We start from the raw sequence: 20,549 nt of genomic DNA on the forward strand, positions 1-20,549 counted from the left end.
CGGCAGAGGCCTCCCGGGATTCTGCCTTAGGGGTTGACCACATTGATAAAAGTGCTGATTGTAGATGACGAGCCCAAGCTGCGGGAAGGGATGAGCACGCTGATTCCGTGGGAGGACCACGGCTATACCGTAGCCGCGACAGCTGCAAGCGGCTTGGAAGCGCTTGATAAATTCCGTGAGCATGCACCCAAGCTGATTATTGCGGATATCCGCATGCCGGGTATGGATGGCTTGGAGCTGATTGGCGAACTGCGTAAAGAAAACGCTGACTGTCATGTGCTGATCCTCAGCGGCTATGCGGATTTCGAATATGCCAAACGGGCAATTTCTTTTCACATTGACGGATATTTGCTTAAGCCGGTTGATGAGGATGAGCTGATCTCCTATTTGCAGGAGCTCCGCGAAACGATAATCCAAGAGGAACGCGTGAGCGAATGGCAGAACATGGAGTTTGTGCGAAGTGAGGATATCCTGTTTCGCCACCTGCTTCAGCCCCAGGAGGACGAAGCCGTCAGAGCCGGGGCCGCTGCGGAGCTTGGCCTGGAAGGACAAGCCTGCGAGGTTGTGCTGCTGGAGCTCAAGGGTCTGCTTAAGGGCGGAGATTCGCGGGAAGAGCAGGTCAGAAGTGAACTGGAGCGGCAGTGGCAGCCGGATAACGGATTAATATTCTCGCTGCCGCCTTATATAGGTATCCTGCTGAAGGAACCGCTGAAGGACGAAACCGGCCGGTCCGCTTTATGGCGGAAGCTGAATGGAATCATCGCCGGGCAAGAGCTGGAATTCCGCGCCGCGGCCGGAGGGCCTGCAGCGGGGCCGGAAGAGGTATCCCGGTCTTTTACAGCGGCCGGCGAGCTGCTGGGGGAGGCTTTTTTTGGCCGGAAGGACATCATTCTGAGCGGAGCGCCGGATGAGTGGGCCGAGCCTGAGCAGGAATCCGGGGAGGAGCCGGACCCCGAACGCGATGTGGAAATCCAGCTGCTGCTGGCGATTGAAACCGGAAGCAATGAGGCAATTGCCATGCTGGTCGGGCAAATTATCCGCAAGCTGGTTGCAGCAAAGCGCGACGAAATCTACATCAAGGATAATCTGATGCGGATCGTAAGCAGCACCATCGCCCGTCTGGAAGCGGCTAACCCGGATATCCGTCCGTTCATACTGAGTCATGCAGCCCCTATAAGTGAAGTGTACGGCAGCGATTATCTCAGTGATGTCCAGACGCTGGTTGCAGACTATATGGAGCAGATTTCCAGGCAGATGAACAGCGGCGGACGCGGGGATGAGATCAAACGGATTACCGATCTGATCCAGCGCCGCTACAATGAGAACCTGAAGCTGGGATCGCTTGCGGAAGTTTTTAACTATAACAGTGCTTATTTGGGCAAAATGTTCAAGAACCAGGTGGGTGAGCATTTTAATACTTATCTGGACAAGGTAAGAATCGAGAAGGCCAAGCAGTTTTTGAACCAGGGCATGAAGGTGTACGAGGTTGCCGAAAGAGTCGGCTATATGAATTCGGATTATTTCAATGCCAAATTCCGCAAATATGTCGGTGTGTCTCCAACCGCGTTCCGCAAGGAGCAATAATTGGGGGCTGCTGAAATCAATTATATATCTGTATAATAGACGATTATGAGGTACAGGCTGTTCCCGCGCTGCAGCAGATGCGGGGAACAGCCTGTTTCTCCATGATTCAAGCTCAAGCATAGGGAGGAGGAACTGCTATAAAAAAACTGGTGCGTATGATCAACAATATGAAGCTGAAGTACAAGCTGATTTTTTTCTACATCATTGTGGTGATGATCCCCGTTCTGATTGTTGGGATTATCCTGACCAGCTATTTCCGGGGAACGGCCTTGACCAGAGCCATTGAACAGGCAACGAACAATGTCGAAAAGATCAAGAGCCAAATGATCACCAAGCTGCGGGTCCCGACGGATATTTCAAATCTGCTGTATTTTGACGATAATCTGAAGCAGCTCGTAAACACGCGTTACACCAATATATTGGATGTTACGAAGGCCTACTTGAACTATAAGGATTTCCAGAACTACATCCTGCAGTACCGCGAGTTGTCCAATATCCGCTTCTTTATCGACAATCCAACGCTGGTGGATAACATGTCGGTAATTCCTCTGGACCCTGTCATTGAGTCCCGTCCCTGGTTCCGCACGGTTATGCAGAGCAAAAACATTTATTGGCTGTATATCCCCGACAAAGAGAGCTATCCTATCAGTGAGAAGGGAACGATCAAGAAGCTCAGTCTGATCCGCCAGGTTTCCTATCCGGAATATAATAGAACCGGTGTATTAATGGTGCAGGTAAGCCAGTCCGAGTTGAACGGAATGCTGTATCAGGAACCGTTTGAGACCATTATTACAGATGAGCAGGGGTATATTGTCGCTGCCAAGAATCCCGGGCTGGTGGGCAGTACGCTGGATGCCTTTGATATCGGGATGGACCTGTCAAAGACAACCAAGGATGTCTTACGGACAACGGTAAAGGGCAAGAACTCCTTTGTCATCGTCGATGAGCTGACTCCGCAGCTGAGCGTAAGCAAGCTGAAGGTCATCTCTGTATTTGAGACCGGCAGTATTCTGAGCTCCGCCAACAAGGTAAGCATGCTGGGCCTGCTTATAATCATGGGCGTTTTGCTGATTGCATTAGTGCTCGTATACACGATTTCTTTTCTCACGACTAACCGGCTGCTCCGCCTCAGCAGACAGCTGAATCAAGTGGCGCTGGGAAACCTGAATGTGGTGTCCCAAATTGACGGGACCGACGAGATTGGCCAGCTGTCGCGGCAGTTCAACTATATGGTGAGCAGTATAAACCAGCTAATCGCCCAGGTTGTGGAGAGCAATGAAAAAAACAATGCACTTGAGATTGCCCAAAGGGAAATCAAGCTGAAGATGATGGCCAGCCAGATTAACCCGCATTTTCTGTTCAATGCCCTGGAATCGATCCGGATGAATGCCCACCTTAAGGGTGAGAAGGAAATTGCCAACATCGTCCGGCTGCTCGGCAAGCTGATGCGCAAGAATCTGGAGGTGGGCAGAGAGAAGGCTCCGATGAAGGAGGAAATAGAAATGATCCGCTCCTATCTTGAAATTCAAAAATTCCGGTATGAAGAGCGGCTGGAGTATATGCTTGATTGCGATCCCCGGGCCTTTGACATTCTGATTCCGCCGCTGATCATTCAGCCTTTGGTCGAAAATTCAGTGGTGCACGGATTGGAAAATAAGGAAGGCACCGTCCATGTAAGCATCAGTGTGGCGGTAAGGGAAGAAGTGCTTGAAATCTGCGTAGAGGATGACGGTATCGGCATTTCCGGGGAGAAACTGGCTGAGATCGTCAAGGTGATCAGCAAGGCGGACGAAGAGCAGCGGAGCCGTATCGGTCTGCGGAATGTGCATCAAAGGCTTACCCTGTATTACGGGGAGGAGCATGGCCTGAAGATCAGCAGTGAAGCGGGTGCGGGTACACGGATTTGCTTCACCATTCCCAAAGACCATGATTTCAGAACGTAAAGCTTGTCCCGCCGAATAATGTCTAATTTTCATATGATTTTACGTTAAATCTGTCGGGTATCCGCTTTCAAAAGCCTGGGGTATGATATGAATATAAAAACGAAGGGGGAATAATAAACGTGAAAGCGCTCACGGATAAAGGTGTTACAGTCAATGAAAGCGTAACCCCCACCCCACCTACGAAGAGGAAAAGTGGATTTTGGAGTAGTGTACTGCAGCAAAAGTACTTGTATCTGATGTCTATTCCTTTCGTGATCTGGGTATTTATTTTCAGCTATGTACCCTTGTGGGGATGGACAATGGCATTTCAAAATTATAAACCGGCCAAGTCCTTTGGCGACCAGAAATGGGTAGGCTTAGCCAACTTCAAGGAGCTTTTTCATGATGAACGTTTCTATCTTGTGCTAAGAAATACGCTCGCGATGAGCGGATTGGGACTGGTGTTCGGCTTCATTGTTCCGATTATGTTCGCGGTGTTGCTCAACGAGCTGCGGGGGAATGCTTTTAAGCGGACCGTTCAAACGGTATCTTATCTCCCTCACTTTGTGTCCTGGGTCGTCGTCGCCGGGATTGTCTCGAAGACACTCTCCATCGACGGAGGCATCGTCAATGAAATTCTGTTGTGGCTTAATGTCATAGATGAACCGATTCAGTTCATGGCCCAGGCCAAATGGTTCTGGGGAATTGTAACCGTCTCGGATCTGTGGAAGGAAACCGGATGGAACGCAATTATATATTTGGCGGCCATTACAGGTATTGACAAAGAGCTCTACGAAGCCGCAAAAGTGGACGGAGCGGGAAGAATCAAGCAAATGTTCAATATTACCCTGCCGGGTATCCGCACAACCATCATGGTGCTTCTGATCATGTCCATCGGCCACCTGATCGGCATCGGCTTTGAGAAGCAGTTTCAGCTGGGCAACAACCTCGTAACCGATTATTCGGAAGTGCTGGATTTGTATGCGCTTAAGTACGGGATTCAAATAGGGCGTTTCTCTTATGGTACTGCGATCAGCATGTTTACTTCTGTAGTGAGTGTAATTCTGCTGCTCTTGGCTAACGGTGTAATGAAGAAGGTCACTAAAGAAAGCATCATGTAGGGGGAGGGATAGAAGTGGCAGGCAAAGCTTTTCAAATGTCAAAGTCTGAACGTGCATTCGACATATTTTTGTATATATTTCTGGGAATCATCATGATAGTAACTTTATATCCTTTCCTGAACGTGCTGGCGATTTCTTTAAATGATTCTACAGACACCGTCCGCGGGGGCATCTATATCTGGCCGAGAGTTCCGACTTTAGAGAATTTTGCAGTAATTTTCAGCTATACCGGCCTGATACAGGGCTTCAAGATCTCGGTGCTCCGAACGATTTCCGGTACGATTCTGGGACTCGTCAGTGCTTCAATGCTGGCCTTTACGCTCAGCCGTCCGGAATTCAGAGCCAGAAAGTTTGTATCGTATTTCCTGGCGATGACCATGTATTTCTCCGGCGGCATGGTGCCAATGTACATTCTGATGAGAGATCTCAATCTGATCGGAACGTTCTGGATTTATATTCTGCCGGGTGCAATTTCTGCGTTTAACGTCTTCGTTATCCGCTCCTTTATGGACGGCCTGCCGTTTGCCCTGCAGGAGTCGGCGAAGCTGGACGGAGCCAATGACTTCGTGATCTACTATAAAATCATCATGCCGCTCTGCAAGCCGGTGCTTGCAACGATCGCCTTGTTCCTGTCCGTAGGCCAATGGAACGAGTGGTTTACAACGTATCTGTATAACGGGAACAAGCCGCACCTGACCACCTTGCAATATGAGCTCATGAAGGTGCTGGCCTCGACCAACCAGGGCAGCGGCATGGTGAACGCCAACGATATGGCCAACCGGATGGCCCAGATTTCTCCTGAGTCGATCAAGATGGCGATTACCATTGTAGTTACTGTACCGATCCTGGTGGTATATCCGTTCCTGCAGAAGTATTTTGTAAACGGCATGACCCTGGGCGCAGTAAAGGCTTAAGCTCTGAAGGGATAGAGTGGAGAGTGCGCAGTTCAGGGTTCCGGCTAGAGCCGGCCCTGATTGTGCACTCCGCTTATCCGCCTGTCGGAACAAGTGATGCTGGGAAACTTATTATTATATGCTTTATGCAAGCGCTAACAAGGTATATACAGGCTTGGCCTGATATGCATAGATGAAACACACAATTTAACAAGGGGGAGACACAATGAAACGCAAGAGCATCAAAACTATTTTTACGCTCATGCTGATGAGCTCAATGCTGATTGCAGGCTGCGGCGGCGGTAACAATAACGCTGCGGATAACACTGGCAACAATACGGGAACGAACCAGGAAGGCAACAATGCTGCTGAAGATACGAGCCCAATCACATTCTCGTTCTTCGGTGCGGATGCCAGCCCGAACTGGAACAACATGCAGGACGATGTAGGTAAAGTGATCACCGAGAAAACAGGCGTGACTATAAATGCCGAATTTGATGTCGGCAGCGGCGGCGGGGAAGATAAAATTGCGCTGATGGCTGCGAGCGGCGATGTGCCGGATATGATTTTTGCCAAGGGAAGCCTGGGCAATCTGGTGGATGCCGGTCTGATTGTAGATATGACTGAGCTGATCGACAAATATGCCCCGAACCTGAAGAAGATTTACGGAGATAACATGAACCGCCTGAAATACAGCAGCGAAGATGAGGCGATTTATGCCCTGCCAACCAACTCCCAGGTTGACCAGCAGTCCTTTGATGCCACCGGCGGCTTTGAAATTCAGCACCGGGTGCTGAAAGAACTGGGCTACCCTGAAGTAAAAACACTGGCCGATTATGAGAAAGTGTTGAAGGACTACGTTGCCCTGTATCCGGAAACCGACGGCCAGCCAACCATTCCATTGTCCCTGAACGCGGATGACTGGAAAATCATGATTACGGTGACCAACCCTGCCTTCCAGGCAACCGGTGCACCGGATGACGGTGAATACTATGTAAATCCGGAAACCTATGAAGCCCAGCTTCACTACAAACGGCCGGAAGAAAAGGAATACTTCCGCTGGCTGAACAATATGTATGCTCAAGGCCTGCTGGATAAGGATACCTTTGTGCAAAAAGACGACCAGTACAAAGCCAAAGTGGCCAGCGGACGCGTACTCGGCCTGATCTCCCAGGAATGGGAATATCAGGACGGTGAAAACGCACTGAAAGCTGCCGGCAAGGATGATTACACTTATGCCCACTTCCCTGTCACCCTGTCCGAAGAATATCAAGACCATTCCTTCCAGGCTACAGGCATTGACGGCTATGGCATCAGCATCACTACGGCTTGCAAGGACCCGGTCCGCGCAATTAAATGGCTGGACTGGATGACTTCCGAGGAAGCCCAGGTTCTGAAGAACTGGGGTATCGAAGGCACGCATTACACTGTAAATGCTGATGGCAAGCGTGAATTTCTGCCGGAAGTTCTGGAGAAGAAAACGAAAGATTTCAACAACTTCACCAAAGAAACCGGCATTGAACAATACGCCATCTTCGGCCAACGCTATGGTGACGGCGTGAAGGACTCAACCGGCAACTACTACACTACGAGATTTCCGGAACAAATCGTTGCCGAGTATTCCGCAGCCGAAAAAGAATCTCTGGCCGCTTACAACGCTACAACCTGGAAAGATCTGTTCCCTGCAGAGGATGCTTTCCCGGTCAAGGAATGGGGCGCTCTGTACAACATGCCGGTTCCTACCGATGGACAGTATCAGGTTATCTACAAAAAGACACAGGATATTATCCGCAAGCGCATCCCTGAAGCGGTCCTCTCCAAACCGGCTGACTTCGACAAGGTATATGATGCGTTCATTGCCGAGCTGAACAAAGCAGGCGCTGAAGATATGGAAAAAGAATACACAGAACTCGTTAAGAAGAGAGTATCCCTGTGGACCGGAAAAGAACTTTAAGATATAAGTGGCAAGCGGAGCATGAATATGCTATCCTGCCAGTGTTAAGCAAAAGGCCCGACTTTGGTCAGGGCCTTTTGCCTGTAATTTGAGATTATGGAGGGTGAGAGACATGACAGATGAGAGCAGAGCGCATGCCTGGATGCTGAAGTATGACCGGCCGGCAGGCGTATGGGAAGAAGCGCTGCCGCTTGGCAACGGGCATATGGGCGCCATGGTGTTCGGCGGTGCGGTGAAAGAGCATATTCAGCTTAATGAGGACACGCTGTGGGCCGGATTTCCCCGTGACAGCAATAATTATGAAGCACAGCGTTATTTGAAGAAGGTGCGGGGGCTTCTCGGGGCGGGAAGCTATTGCGAGGCCGAAGAGCTTGTTAATGCACATATGCTTGGTGTAAATACGCAGCCGTATTTACCGCTGGGAGATCTGTATCTGGAATATCAGGGAGTGGAGGAAGCCGGGGGCTACCAGCGGAGGCTGGATATCGACAGCGGCATAGCCACAGTGGGATATCACACAACTGAAGGCGCTTTTACCCGCGAGGCGTTCATCAGCGCTCCCGACGGGGTGTGCGTCGTTCATACTGCCAGCCAGGCAAGGGGCAAGCTTAATATTACGGTTTCTTTGGACAGCCCTTTGAAGCATAAGGTTCAGAGCAGCGGCGATCAAAAGCTTATTATGCGCGGGCAATGCCCTACGCATGTTGCCGATAATTATCATGGTGACCATCCCTATCCGGTGCAGTATGAGGAAGGGCTTGGCATCGGCTTTGAGCTCCAGCTTCAGGCTGTGGTAACCGGCGGAAGCGTGCGGGCAGTGGACGGGAAGCTCGTGATTTCCGGCGCGGACAGCGCAGTGCTTCTGCTTGCGGCAGGGACCACCTATGAAGAGCTGAAGCATAAAGCGGGGCATATCCGGGGAGGCCAGGCAGCTGCCTTGACTCCTGCGGAGAATTGCGCGCAGAGATTGTCGGCAGCGTTGCGCCGCTCCTATGAAGAGCTGCGCCGGCGCCATGCGGAGGAGCACCAGGCTATTTTCCGCCGTGTGGATTTGGATTTTGGAGGCCGCGAAGCGGAGGCGCTGCCGACCGACCAGCGGCTGGCCGCATATCGGGAAGGCAAGGAGGACCCGGCACTGGAGGCGCTTCTGTTCCAATATGGCCGCTATTTGCTGATGGGCAGCTCACGTCCGGGAACACAGGCTGCCAATCTGCAGGGGATTTGGAACCCTCATATTACGCCGCCCTGGAACAGCAACTATACGACAAATATCAATACGCAGATGAATTATTGGCTGGCCGAGGTATGCAATCTGAGTGAATGCCATGAACCCCTGATTGACATGATCCGGGAGGTCAGTGTTACGGGAGCAAGAACGGCGGCGATTCATTACGGTGCCCGGGGCTGGGTGGCCCATCACAATGTGGATCTGTGGCGCAGCGCGTCGCCCTCAGGCGGAGATGCCAGCTGGGCATTCTGGCCGATGGGCGGGGTATGGCTCAGCAGCCATCTGTGGGAGCATTATGCATTTAACCCGGACCTTGAATATCTTGCGCAAACCGCATATCCGCTTATGAAAGGAGCGGCGTTATTCTGTCTGGACTGGCTGGTGGAAGGAACGGACGGTCTCTTGCTTACGAGTCCGTCCACTTCGCCGGAGAACCGTTTTGTGACAGAAGAGGGCCGGCCGTGCAGCGTTTCCATGGGATCGGCTATGGACATGAGCCTGATTCGTGAGCTGTTCGGAAACTGCCTGCAGTCGGCGCAGATTCTTGGTGTTGATGAGGACTTCCGGAACCGGCTGGAGGAAACGCTGAGCCGGTTGTCTCCGCTGAAGATCGGCCGGGACGGGCGCCTGCAGGAGTGGTTCCGGGACTTCACCGAGTCCGAGCCGGGCCACCGTCATGTATCACATTTGTATGGACTGTATCCCGGCAATCTGATCAACGAACGGGAGACACCGGAACTGCTCGAAGCCGGCCGCTTGTCCCTGGAGCAGAGAATCTCCTCCGGAGGAGGCCATACCGGCTGGAGCTGTGCCTGGCTGATCAATCTGTATGCCCGGCTTAAGGATGGGGCGGCTGCTTACGGTTTTGTCCGTACGCTTCTGACGCGTTCCGTGTATCCGAATCTGTTCGACGCTCATCCGCCGTTCCAGATTGACGGGAATTTCGGGGCGGCTGCGGGGATTGCGGAAATGCTGCTGCAGAGCCATCTGGGTGAAATCAGCCTGCTGCCGGCGCTGCCGGACCATTGGAAGGACGGCCGGGTCCTGGGACTCAAGGCGCGTGGCGGATTCGTGGTGGATATCGTATGGCAGGATCATGCCCTCGTCTCAGCCAAGATTGCCGCGTCTAAGGAAGGCCTGTGCAGCATAAGCTATTCCTGTGGGCTGAAGCTTCAGCTTCCGGACGGCACGGTAACGGAAGCCGGAGGCCCGGTGCACCTGAAAGCAGGAGAGAGCCTTCTTGTAAGCGCGTAGCTGGGTATAGCTGCAGGGTTGAAGGCGTGACAATACTGCAGCACATTAAATACTGCTTTCCTGCAGGGAATCTGCGGGAAAGCAGTGTTTTTTGAAATAGAATTTATATTGCCTTGCATACTAAATGATCCTTCTATTTCTCGCTGAAACACGCCGTCCCTTATAAGGACGGCGTAGCCGTTTCTGCTTGCGCAGGATATACGTAGGCTTTTGGAGTGGATGCTCCGCGAACGGAGCGTTGTCTGGAGCGTTGTGCTCTCCAGATTATTTTCATTCCCCTTAGCCGTGAGAATCCGGAGACACAGGCGGCCGCTGCCGCTGTTCCGCGGGTCCGTGCGCTCCGCTGTTTAAGCGGAAGGTGGTTCTGTAATCTTTAAAAAACACAATAAAGAAACTTAATTTATCCTAAATGGAACCGGCTTATTATGAAATGAACCGGAGAATCTGAACAAGCTGATGGAAGGCAAGGAAGAGATTCATAGAGAACAGAAGCGAAGTGGAAAAATTAACACTAATGGGCTGGAATCCTGGCTTGAACGGGCTTTAGTGGGATTTTGTACACCTAATGGAGGCCATCTCCCCCCATATGGCTGATTTCAGCCGGATTAGTTGTACTTTTTCCCACTAGGGAAGATCCAGGATCCGAATGGGGTGGATTAGTTATCCTTTTTACCACTAAAATGGCTGCCCTTTGGATGAATGGTTCAAGTTCAGCTTAATGTAGGCGTATTCCTCTGAAAGGGAGAGAACCGTATCGATTAGGTTTCCTTTTTTCCACTTAGGAGCTGCGAGGAAATGAGTACCCGCTTTTGTTGACAAAATCTCCACGGTTTTGGGAGTTTTGTCAACAATTTAGCTGTACTTTATTTCGTCGCAGTCTCTAACGCTTGCGAAAAAGCGGCTGGGGGAATATGAAGTGGCCTTTTTCACTTGTCTTCCCGCCTGGCTTCAGCAGCCAGCCTTACACCTGAAATGCCAACAGCTGCGCTGCCCGGTCAAGGACGGCGCAGCCGTTTCCACTTGAACGGGCAATGGGTAAACGGACCTCCTGTCTTGAATTGCAATGTTTTTACGAGACCCGCAGCAAGCTTTAACTACATTTTCTGAAACTATATCATTTGAAGTTGAACAGTGGAAAATGGCCTATCAAGATACGTATGGCGATTCGAAGCCCGTTGTCAGCAGAGGCAGGAGCTGTGTATTCTTGAGCGGAAGGGCTTATTCTGCGGCAGCAGCGGACCGATATAGAGACAATAAGCAGTATTTTAAGATGAGATCCCTGCTCCGGGAATAAATTGGACGGAATATGGAATGTTACGGTTGTGCAGACTGGAATTCCGGCATCTACTATAGAGTACATACTATTCAGTGAGCCATAATATAGCATGCAGGAGGATACAGAATCTATGGGAAAAAAGCATCTGTCTCTGATGAAAACCATTCTGGGAGGAATGCTTGTCTGCGCAGCTCTGCCGCCGGCGCTTTATTGGGGGTTGGACCAGGCCTATGCCGCCAGTACTTCAGCGGTGCTGCGTTCGGAAGCCGAGATGGCCGGGAAGCTGACCGGGGCGATGAATAACCGCAGAGAGAACATCACGTTCGTGTTTGAGGGCAAGACAACCCATCTGAAGTCCCAGGTGCAGAAGGCGGTTGACCAGGCGATGGGCAGTGACCCTTACCTGTATTATATTATTGACAGCTACGCCTTTTCTTACCGGGGGAGCAGCCGCTCGGCCAATGTATCGGTGCAGGTGGAATACCGCGAGACCCTGCAGCAGACGGCTCAGGTGAACAAGCAGGTGAAGACGATTTTGCAGCAGATTATTACACCGGGAATGAACACCCACCAGAAGGTCAAGGTAATTCATGACTGGGTTGTGCTGCACTTGAAATATGATACCACGTACCGCAAGTATACCGCCTATGAAGGCTTGCAGACAGGCAGCGCCGTTTGCCAGGGCTATTCGCTTCTGACTTATAAATTGCTTCTCGGCGCGGGAATCCCGAACAAAATTGTTGAAGGTAAGGCGAGACCGGAGGGGGGAGTGGCCCAGTCGCATGCCTGGAATCTGGTGCAGCTGGACGGGCGCTGGTACCATTTGGACACAACCTGGGATGATCCAACGCCCAGCCCGGAGGGGGGAATCAGCACAGTCTACTACATGCGGACAGATGCCCAGATGCGCCGCGACCACAGCTGGACGAAGTCCTACCCGGCAGCGTCCGTCGGCTACGCCCAGACGCTCTCCGAGCTGGTAAGCCGCGGCGGCCAGAATGCGGCTGTGTATCAGGAGCTCCAGAAGAAGCTCGATTACCGGCTGTATGAGGAAGCCCGGGTGATTACTTCTGCGGCAGAGCTGCACACACTTGCCAAAGAGGCGGCAGCGTCCGGCAAGCAGTCTCTTTTATTCCGCTACCGGGGCAGCGAGAAGCTGCTCAAAACAGACCTGCAGGGGTTGTACAGCTTAGGTTTGGAGAACTTGTCATACAACAGCAGCCCGTTCGACAACACGGGGGATTTAAGGGTATATCTGACCTGGAAATAAATAAACGTCAGCGGTTCGTCTCCGAGAATTGAATCGTTTGAATCTGGTCGGTTGACGGATCAAAGCGGATGGCGACAAAGACGCCAAATTCCTTGCCTGCACGGGTTCTGATCCATAGTTTGAACAGTTCCTCCGTAAGTTTAGGCTGTATTTGCGTGCGTCCCACATGCTTATAATCGATAATATCGGCGTTGTATTTCTGCTGTGCAGCTTTCACAGCTACGGTTCCCCATTTGGCATAGCCGGGAGCGGCGGAGCTTACCGGACTGCCTATGACCAAGAATAGGGCCAGCAAGGATATCAACCAACTTTTTTTCATGGCAACCACCTTAGAATGTGAATTTGCGGTTAGCGTCCCCCCGGTCAACGGATTCTATGCTGAATTGCGCTAATCACGGAGATACCTATGGCTGGGATAGCCAATTACAGCAGACAGCAACCAGGGATGCCAACGCGCCATTTGGCTGCGGGCATCCCTGTTTGCTGCTGCGGTGAAAATTATATGATTGCTGTTCCAGCTAGTTTTATTGGCGAAGTGGCATAGGCCGGGCGGCTTGTGCTCTAAGCCAGGCGTTAATCGGCGTGAGTGCTCAGGTCGCATTGATCCAGCGGGACAATGCTGCTCTTGCGGAACCAGCGGTAGAAAATCCGGGTCAGCAGGAACAGCGGCAGGCTGACATAAGAGACGAGGATGCCGTACCAGCCGATGCTTCCCCCTGTGAAGGCACCCAGGTTCTGCCCGAATATGGCCACCAGGCAAAAGGCCAGTGCCTCGCCTGCATGGATAGGACACTCCCTCTAATAGTGGTGCTCCTGTTCAAAGGTCACTAACCAAGAAGATTACCCATCCTGCAAGCACAAAAAAACCGCAGACGGATTCTGCGGTTTCCTGTATTTACAGCTACGCACCATACTCCCTGTTCAGATAGCGCAACACAGCGCCCTGGCCGAAGTTTCCTGACAAGCCGTGCCCTGTGACAGTTCCGTGCCTTTCGGCAACGGCCCCAGCCCGCGCGGCCTGGTAAGAGCAGCGGCGCAGGCTTCGGCGGATATTCCTTTCGGCGGCGTTTCACAGACGGCTCTTATGGCGTCTCCACGGGCGTACTCTTTATATCCGCGGCCTCTACCTCATCTTGGGTATGATGAGGCTATTTTGTAACGATATGAACATAGCAGGAATTAGTATAATGCAACTTATCCGTGCAAGAAATGACAATTTACGGCAGGTTGACGTTAGGTTCTCCGGCGCTCCGACATCTGCTGCCAGACAGTACCTGCGGCTTCTTCGCCGGATGCTATGCGCTCCAGCGCCATTCTGGCCTGCAGGCCGACCTCGAATTCCGGATCATCCGCAGCCAGGCTCAGCGCGTCCTGAGCCTCGGCTGTGCCCACCTCATAGAGAAAGCGTGCCGCCCGCCAGCGGACGAGCTTGCTCTTGTCTGCCAGCGACGCCGTCATCACCGCCGTCGCCGCCGGGTCGCCGATGTCGGACAGCGTGTCTCCGGCCGTGCGCCGCACGGCCGGGGCGCTGTCTGCCATCGCCTCATAGAGCAGCTCCATCGCCTCCGGCGTGCGGATGTCGCCCAGGTACACGACCGCAAGCCTGCGGATATGCAGCTTGGGGTCGTGCAGCGCCGTGCGCAGCTCCGGCAGAAGCTCTGCCGTAGGCGCCAGATCCTCCAGCGCGGCGTAGCGCACGCGCCAGTCCTCGTCCTTCAGGTCTCGCAGCAGCTCGGCCTGTTCCTTCTTCTGCCGCTGCTCGATGAACTCGCCGGCAGCCCCGTGCGCGATGGCCTGCTGCACGAGGGAGTCGAGGCGTTCCTGCGGATACGCCGCTTCCAGCTCCTGCTCGACCTCGCGCGCAATGGCCTCGGGCTCGCCGTAGCGCACGCCGTAATCGGTGAGCTTGCGCTCTTTGATCATTACGGCGCTGGCCACATCCGTTACCGCCTTCGTAAACCGGGCGGAGAGGGCGATGCGCTCCTCACTCGCGCCGGTCTTGACGCGGATCTGGATCGGGATGCCGCGGAACATCTGCACGAACACCTGCGATTCCCCGAAATGGGCACCGGCGTTCTCATCCTCCGGATTGAACTCTGTGCGGAGGCCCTCCGCGCCGAAGCGGATCTGGACCTCGCGCAGAATTGCCGCCCAATCGGCATTGCCTTTGCGCTCCAGCGCGGCGAAATCAGCCGCATGATAAATGCTGGTGACGCCAGGAATCGCGAGCATTTCCCGCGCCCAGGAAGGGGCGGAACGCTGGCTTTCCGGTGTATAGGTACGGCGGACTCCAGACTCCAGAGTCTCATCCAGATGAAGTTTCATCGTATTGGGACTTGGAGTCGGTTCAATAAATGTAATCTTCATACGCTAAGCTCCCCTTTGAACGGCATAAGCACCTGAGATGCTTTACCCGCATTTTACCCCATTTTTGCTGTCCAACACAAAAGGGCTGCTGTACCGGTCCGCTTAAGCCGGGTGCCAAATGGTTAAACTTTGTAATAAATGGGGGATGCGCATAGAATGCTTTTTTGCAAAACCATCCGGGGAATCCTATAGTTAGAGGAAAAGAAAGCTGAAGGGATTCGCATATATTTGTCCTTGAGCTTGTGAAGGAGAGATGCAAATGGCCAAGATACGCTACAATAACATCGACAATGTCAGTACCGATAAAACGCTCAAGCAGCTCCGCCAATGGCGCGAAGAGCGCCGCATCAAGAAGAAGGATTACTCCTACAAAGTGCCGAACCATCCGCCCAAGCTCGGCTACCTCGCGGAGAACCGCCTGGAGACAACCATCACCTGGATAGGGCATTCGACTTTTTTACTTCAATATGAAGGAATTAATATAATTACCGACCCCGTCTGGGCGCAGCGGCTCGGATTTGAGAAGCGGATCAGCCAGCCCGGCATTCCGCTGAGTGGAATTCCTCCGGTGGATCTGATCCTGATCTCCCATTCGCATTACGATCACCTGCATCTGGCCTCCATCCGCAAGCTGTACAAGGCGGGAACCGCACTCGTGGTGCCGGCGGGGCTGAAGCGCAAAATGCTGCGCAAGGGCTTTCCGAACTGCCACGAAATGCAGTGGTGGGAGGAGCTTACTCTCGGGGCGCTGAAGCTGACCTTCGTGCCGACCCAGCATTGGACGCGGCGGACGCCTTTTGATACCAATACATCCCATTGGGGCGGCTTTGTGCTGGAGCCGGCCAATCCCGGAACGCATCCGCAAGGCGAAGACGGGAACAAGCGCAAGCTGCCGCCCAATCTGTATTTTGCCGGGGACAGCGGTTTTTTTCCGGGCTTCAAGGAGATTGGCCGCCGCTTCAAGCTGCATGTGGCGCTGATGCCGATCGGTGCCTATGAGCCGGAATGGTTCATGAGTTCGCAGCATGTAAATCCTGAGGAGGCCATCCAGGCCTTCCTGGATGTGGGGGCTGAGCTTATGATCCCGATGCACTTCGGCACCTTCCGGCTGGCCGATGACACGGCCCGGGAGGCGCTGGACCGGATGGAGCAGGCCCGGCAGGCTCAGGGGATTGCCGGGGAACGCATACGCACGCTGGCCTACGGGGAGACGCTGGTAGTGCATCCCGAAGAGCGTACGCCCGCCCAGTAGGAGCCGCCGCATCCCTTTGAAGGCCAAACCGCATTTTGTAGGCGGATTGGCGGGCTTTTTCCCTTGATTTTATGCTATAATGAGCCGGAACCCTAAGTGAAAAGGATGGTAATGCTTAATGATCAGTACAAGCGGCGTAACACTCCGCTACGGAAAACGCGCACTATTTGAGGATGTAAACATAAAATTCACACCCGGCAACTGCTACGGCCTCATCGGTGCCAATGGCGCCGGCAAATCGACTTTCCTGAAAATTCTGTCCGGCGAGATTGAAGCCAATACCGGCGAAGTTCATATTACTCCCGGCGAACGCCTGGCAATTCTCAAGCAGAACCATTTCGAGTATGATGAATACCCGGTGCTGGAAACGGTAATTATGGGCCACACCCGGCTGTATGAAATCATGAAGGAAAAAGATGCGCTCTATGCCAAAAGCGACTTCTCGGAAGCCGACGGCCTGCGTGCCGGGGAGCTTGAAGGTGAATTCGCCGAGCTGAACGGCTGGGATGCCGAGCCGGATGCGGCAGCGATGCTGATCGGGCTGGGTATTATGCGTGAGCTGCATGACAAAAAAATGGCCGAGCTGAGCGGCAATGAGAAGGTCCGCGTCCTGCTGGCGCAAGCCCTGTTCGGACGGCCGAACAATCTGCTGCTCGATGAGCCTACCAACCATTTGGATCTGGAATCCATTGGCTGGCTGGAGAATTTCCTCATGGACTATGAAGGCACTGTTATAGTCGTCTCCCATGACCGCCACTTCTTGAACAAGGTCTGTACGCATATTGCCGACATCGACTTCGGCAAAATCCAGATGTATGTAGGCAACTATGACTTCTGGTATGAGTCCAGCCAGCTGGCCCAGGCGCTGCAGCGTGATTCGAACAAGAAGAAGGAAGACAAGATCAAGGAGCTGCAGGCATTTATCCAGCGCTTCTCGGCCAACGCTTCCAAGTCCAAGCAGGCAACCTCCCGCAAGAAGCAGCTGGAGAAGATTACACTGGACGATATCCGCCCGTCGAACCGCAAATACCCGTTCCTGAACTTCAAGCCTGAGCGTGAAGCCGGCAAGCAGCTGCTTACGATCAGCGGACTGACCAAGTCGGTTGACGGCGAGAAGGTGCTGGATGAGATTAGCTTTGTGGTCAATAAGGGCGATAAGATTGCTTTTGTCGGCCCGTATTCCCAGCCGAAATCACTGCTGTTCGATGTGATTATGGGCGAGCAGGAAGCTGACGCCGGTGAATATGCATGGGGCGTTACCACAACCCAGGCTTATTTCCCGAAGGACAACTCCAGCTATTTCGATGGTGTGGACCTGAACCTGGTGGAATGGCTGCGCCAATACTCCAAGGATCAGGACGAAACCTTCCTGCGCGGCTTCCTTGGCCGGATGCTGTTCGCCGGAGAGGAAGCCCTGAAGAAGGCTAGTGTGCTGTCCGGGGGCGAGAAGGTACGGTGCATGCTGGCCAAGATGATGCTGAACGGCGCCAATGTGCTCGTGTTTGATGAACCTACCAACCATCTGGACCTGGAGTCCATCACCGCGCTGAACAACGGGCTGATTGATTTTGACGGCACAATCCTGTTCACCTCCCATGACCATCAATTCATCCAGACGATCGCTAACCGCATCATTGAGATTACACCGGCAGGGGTTATCGACCGCTCCATGACTTACGATGAATATCTGGAGAACCCGGAAATTAAGGAACTGCGTGCGCGGATGTATCCTGTAGAGGTGTAAGCACTATATATTGAAGCATTGAACGGCAATGAGTTCATACGCAAACGGCTGCGTTGTCCCGAGGGATAACGCAGCCGTTTATGTTCAAATATAACAAGCACCCGTTCTAGGACCCGCCGGTACGGCGGCGCTGGTTGTTGGGCTTTTTGTTGTTTTGGCTTTTCAGCGGTTTGGCTGAACCGGCCTGAAAGGCGGAGCCGGGCTTGGAGGAAGACTGCTGCTTCTTCTGTTCCAGCTTTTGGCGGATGGCATCCGCCAGATTGATTTTTGGTTTTTCGTTGCTCTCGCTCATTATGTTAACCCCCTTAGGTAGCACGCCTTTCCTTCATTCTAATTGTTTTTAAATGCTGCCACAAGGGCAAGAATAATTCAAAGAATGATCTGCCAAGGCTCGGGAACAGTAAAGAGATCAATATGGGGGAGTGAGGCAATTGGCTGATATCTATGGTGATATACGTAAGGGTGAACGGGGTGCTCTGGTCAGCATCATCGCCTATCTCGTTCTCTCGGCCTTCAAGCTGGTCAGCGGCTATGTCTTCGGATCAAGTGCCCTGCTTGCCGACGGGTTCAATAACCTGACGGATATTGTCGCCTCCCTTGCGGTGCTGATCGGCCTGCGGATTTCGCGGAAGCCCCCCGATTCGGACCATACCTACGGACATTTCCGCGCGGAGACAATAGCGGCACTGCTGGCTTCTTTTATTATGGCCGTGGTGGGCATTCAGGTGATTGTGGAGGCTGTACGCTCCTTGTTTGAAGGAGCCAAGGCGCCGCCGCAGCTCTGGTCGGCCGGGGTGGCGGTGGTGTGTGCTGCAGCCATGATGGGGGTATATATCTATAACAAGCGGCTCGCCGAACAGATTAATAACGGTGCGCTGATGGCCGCAGCGAAGGATAACTTCTCGGATGCGATGGTCAGCATAGGGGCGGCGGCAGGCATCGCCGGCGCACAGTTCGGCTTGCCGTGGATCGATTCAGCCGCCGCTGTGGGTGTCGGATTGCTGATTTTGAAGACGGCATGGGATATTTTCCGCGATTCGACCTACCGTCTGACGGACGGATTCGACGAGGATAAGCTTCTGGATCTGCGCAGCACGATCGCCCGGACACCGGGAGTGGAGGGCATCAAGGATTTAAAAGCCCGGGTTCACGGAAATCATGTGCTGGTGGATGTCGTTGTGGAAGTGAATGCCGAAATCACGGTCATGCAAGGGCATGAGATCAGCGACTCTATTGAGGAGCGGATGGGCAGGCTGGATAACATTATGCATGTTCAGGTCCATGTCGAGCCAAAGCAGGCAGACTGATGCCGCTTATTCACGGACGTATTCCTTAATTTCTCCTAGTTAGCTGTAATTTCCACCAAATCCAAGGAGAAATCAAGACTATAGACCTGCATATTACCATAAGTTGGCAAGCCTTTTTGTGAAATTTGGAGCATGTTCCATTTCCCGGTCAAGCCTATAATGAGGGCAGAAAGCAACAAACGCAGCGCGCGCCGTTGTTGAATTTCTCATTATACTAAGCGGGGGAACGCTATGATCGTATCACATAAGCAACTGGCAGCATCGCTGCTGGTCTCGGCATCACTTGCAGTATCTTTGGGAGTGTTCAATCCTCAGCAGGTACAGGCTGCATCAGTTTCTTCCAATGCATCTATTGCGGCATCCACCGGACAAACAGGCGTTATTGTAGCTTCAGTGCGTCTGCGCACCGCTCCGTCGACAAACGGCCAAGTGCTGAAATATTTGGATAAAGGCGACCAGGTGGTCATTCTGGAAGAAACGAACAGCTACTGGTACAAAGTCAGAACAGCGAACGGCGATGTTGGTTATACGAGCAGGGGAACGCAGTATATTAGTGTAAATGCAGCTCCGGCAACACAAACAGCAGTGATCCAATCCACTGTCCGCTTGCGTGAGACACCTTCAACAAGCGGTCAGGTTATGGGATATTTATACAAAGGTGATCAGGTAACCATTCTGGAGCAGACGAACAGCTACTGGTACAAGGTCAGAACGGCTAAGGGCAATGTCGGCTATACAAGCGCATCGGATCAGTACATTTCAACGGGCGGCGGAACGGCAGCACCCGCTCCGGTGCCGGCACCAGCACCAACGCCGGTGCCTGCGAATCCATCCCAGTCCGCTGTAATTGAAAGTGTAATTGCCGCAGGCATGGGCTATCTCGGAACCCCATACGAGTATGGCTCCAGCCGCAGCGATACAAGCACCTTCGATTGCTCCGATTTCATCCGGCAGATCTTCTTGGATGCAGCCAATCTGAAGCTTCCCGCAGATTCCCGGCAGCAAGGGGATTGGATCAAGCAGAACAGCTCGGTGGTAACCGATATTTCCGCTCTGAAGCGTGGAGATATAATGTTTTTTATGGATTATAAAGGCAGCTCAGCTTCAGCATATGCGGGAGTAGACAAGTCTACGGCAAGAATTACGCATGTGGCTATGTATTTGGGAGACGGCCAGCTGCTTCAGACCTATTCGGTGGCTTCCGGCGGTGTCCGGGTCGATAATTTAAGCGCTTCTTGGATGAATCGTTTCCTTTACGGAGGCTCGGTCATCCGCTAAAATATAGAGTTGCATAAGATACGAAGCGACAGCAGTACAAGTTTGTGACGGGTGAAATAGGGCGGATGTTTTGTGAGGCTATCTCTCCAGTAGAACGGT

15 protein-coding genes and 1 riboswitch are annotated in these 20,549 nt (G+C 52.8%); of the genes, 11 read left to right on the plus strand and 4 right to left on the minus strand.

What is annotated here, in order from left to right; genetic code table 11:
- Positions 1 to 51 precede the first annotated feature (51 nt).
- The 7 genes from HYD27_RS20550 to HYD27_RS20580 all read left to right on the plus strand — a co-directional run bounded on the left by HYD27_RS20550 (position 52) and on the right by HYD27_RS20580 (position 12,502).
- The gene (locus HYD27_RS20550) at positions 52 to 1,584 is read left to right on the plus strand and encodes a response regulator transcription factor (protein WP_309242106.1); all 1,533 of its coding nucleotides are present in this window, start codon (positions 52 to 54) and stop codon (positions 1,582 to 1,584) included.
- A gap of 155 nt (positions 1,585 to 1,739) precedes the next feature.
- On the plus strand, positions 1,740 to 3,527 hold the full coding sequence (locus HYD27_RS20555) for a sensor histidine kinase (protein ID WP_219218271.1): 1,788 nt from the start codon (positions 1,740 to 1,742) through the stop codon (positions 3,525 to 3,527).
- 119 nt (positions 3,528 to 3,646) lie between these two features.
- Positions 3,647 to 4,627 (plus strand): ABC transporter permease, encoded by a 981-nt coding sequence (locus HYD27_RS20560; RefSeq protein WP_309242103.1) that lies wholly within the window; start codon positions 3,647 to 3,649, stop codon positions 4,625 to 4,627.
- 14 nt (positions 4,628 to 4,641) lie between these two features.
- Positions 4,642 to 5,541 carry a carbohydrate ABC transporter permease gene (locus HYD27_RS20565; protein ID WP_219218272.1) on the plus strand — a complete coding sequence of 300 codons (900 nt, stop codon included), beginning with the start codon at positions 4,642 to 4,644 and terminating at the stop codon, positions 5,539 to 5,541.
- A 205-nt stretch (positions 5,542 to 5,746) separates the two neighbouring features.
- Complete coding sequence (locus HYD27_RS20570) at positions 5,747 to 7,474, plus strand: ABC transporter substrate-binding protein (RefSeq protein ID WP_219218273.1); 1,728 nt, start codon at positions 5,747 to 5,749, stop codon at positions 7,472 to 7,474.
- A gap of 112 nt (positions 7,475 to 7,586) precedes the next feature.
- Positions 7,587 to 9,956, plus strand: a complete 2,370-nt coding sequence (locus tag HYD27_RS20575; protein ID WP_219218274.1) for a glycoside hydrolase family 95 protein — start codon at positions 7,587 to 7,589, stop codon at positions 9,954 to 9,956.
- A 1,406-nt stretch (positions 9,957 to 11,362) separates the two neighbouring features.
- Positions 11,363 to 12,502: a transglutaminase domain-containing protein gene (locus HYD27_RS20580; RefSeq protein ID WP_219218275.1), complete on the plus strand. Its 1,140-nt coding sequence runs from the start codon at positions 11,363 to 11,365 to the stop codon at positions 12,500 to 12,502.
- Positions 12,503 to 12,509: 7 nt separating this feature from the next.
- Here HYD27_RS20580 and HYD27_RS20585 read toward each other — a convergent pair whose 3' ends face one another.
- The 3 genes from HYD27_RS20585 to HYD27_RS20595 form a co-directional block, all read right to left on the minus strand.
- Complete coding sequence (locus tag HYD27_RS20585; RefSeq protein WP_219218276.1) at positions 12,510 to 12,821, minus strand: DUF3889 domain-containing protein; 312 nt, start codon at positions 12,819 to 12,821, stop codon at positions 12,510 to 12,512.
- Positions 12,822 to 13,075: 254 nt separating this feature from the next.
- Complete coding sequence (locus HYD27_RS20590) at positions 13,076 to 13,255, minus strand: hypothetical protein (RefSeq protein ID WP_219218277.1); 180 nt, start codon at positions 13,253 to 13,255, stop codon at positions 13,076 to 13,078.
- A 165-nt stretch (positions 13,256 to 13,420) separates the two neighbouring features.
- Positions 13,421 to 13,636, minus strand: a riboswitch (Lysine riboswitch).
- A gap of 99 nt (positions 13,637 to 13,735) precedes the next feature.
- Positions 13,736 to 14,869 (minus strand): virulence factor, encoded by a 1,134-nt coding sequence (locus HYD27_RS20595; RefSeq protein ID WP_219218278.1) that lies wholly within the window; start codon positions 14,867 to 14,869, stop codon positions 13,736 to 13,738.
- Positions 14,870 to 15,128: 259 nt separating this feature from the next.
- Between HYD27_RS20595 and HYD27_RS20600 the strand changes: the two genes are divergently transcribed.
- Positions 15,129 to 16,121 carry an MBL fold metallo-hydrolase gene (locus tag HYD27_RS20600; protein WP_219218279.1) on the plus strand — a complete coding sequence of 331 codons (993 nt, stop codon included), beginning with the start codon at positions 15,129 to 15,131 and terminating at the stop codon, positions 16,119 to 16,121.
- Positions 16,122 to 16,239: 118 nt separating this feature from the next.
- Positions 16,240 to 17,865, plus strand: a complete 1,626-nt coding sequence (locus tag HYD27_RS20605) for an ABC-F family ATP-binding cassette domain-containing protein (protein ID WP_219218281.1) — start codon at positions 16,240 to 16,242, stop codon at positions 17,863 to 17,865.
- A 106-nt stretch (positions 17,866 to 17,971) separates the two neighbouring features.
- Here the strand turns inward: HYD27_RS20605 and HYD27_RS20610 are convergent, their stop codons facing one another.
- Positions 17,972 to 18,157, minus strand: a complete 186-nt coding sequence (locus HYD27_RS20610) for a hypothetical protein (protein ID WP_219218283.1) — start codon at positions 18,155 to 18,157, stop codon at positions 17,972 to 17,974.
- A gap of 139 nt (positions 18,158 to 18,296) precedes the next feature.
- On the opposite strand from HYD27_RS20610, the gene HYD27_RS20615 reads away from it, so the two are divergent.
- Positions 18,297 to 19,172: a cation diffusion facilitator family transporter gene (locus tag HYD27_RS20615; RefSeq protein WP_219218285.1), complete on the plus strand. Its 876-nt coding sequence runs from the start codon at positions 18,297 to 18,299 to the stop codon at positions 19,170 to 19,172.
- Positions 19,173 to 19,403: 231 nt separating this feature from the next.
- Positions 19,404 to 20,450: a C40 family peptidase gene (locus HYD27_RS20620; protein ID WP_219218286.1), complete on the plus strand. Its 1,047-nt coding sequence runs from the start codon at positions 19,404 to 19,406 to the stop codon at positions 20,448 to 20,450.
- Positions 20,451 to 20,549 lie beyond the last annotated feature (99 nt).

Origin of the sequence: Paenibacillus sp. S150, assembly GCF_019352175.1 — a bacterium.
Lineage (GTDB): Bacteria > Bacillota > Bacilli > Paenibacillales > Paenibacillaceae > Paenibacillus_AQ.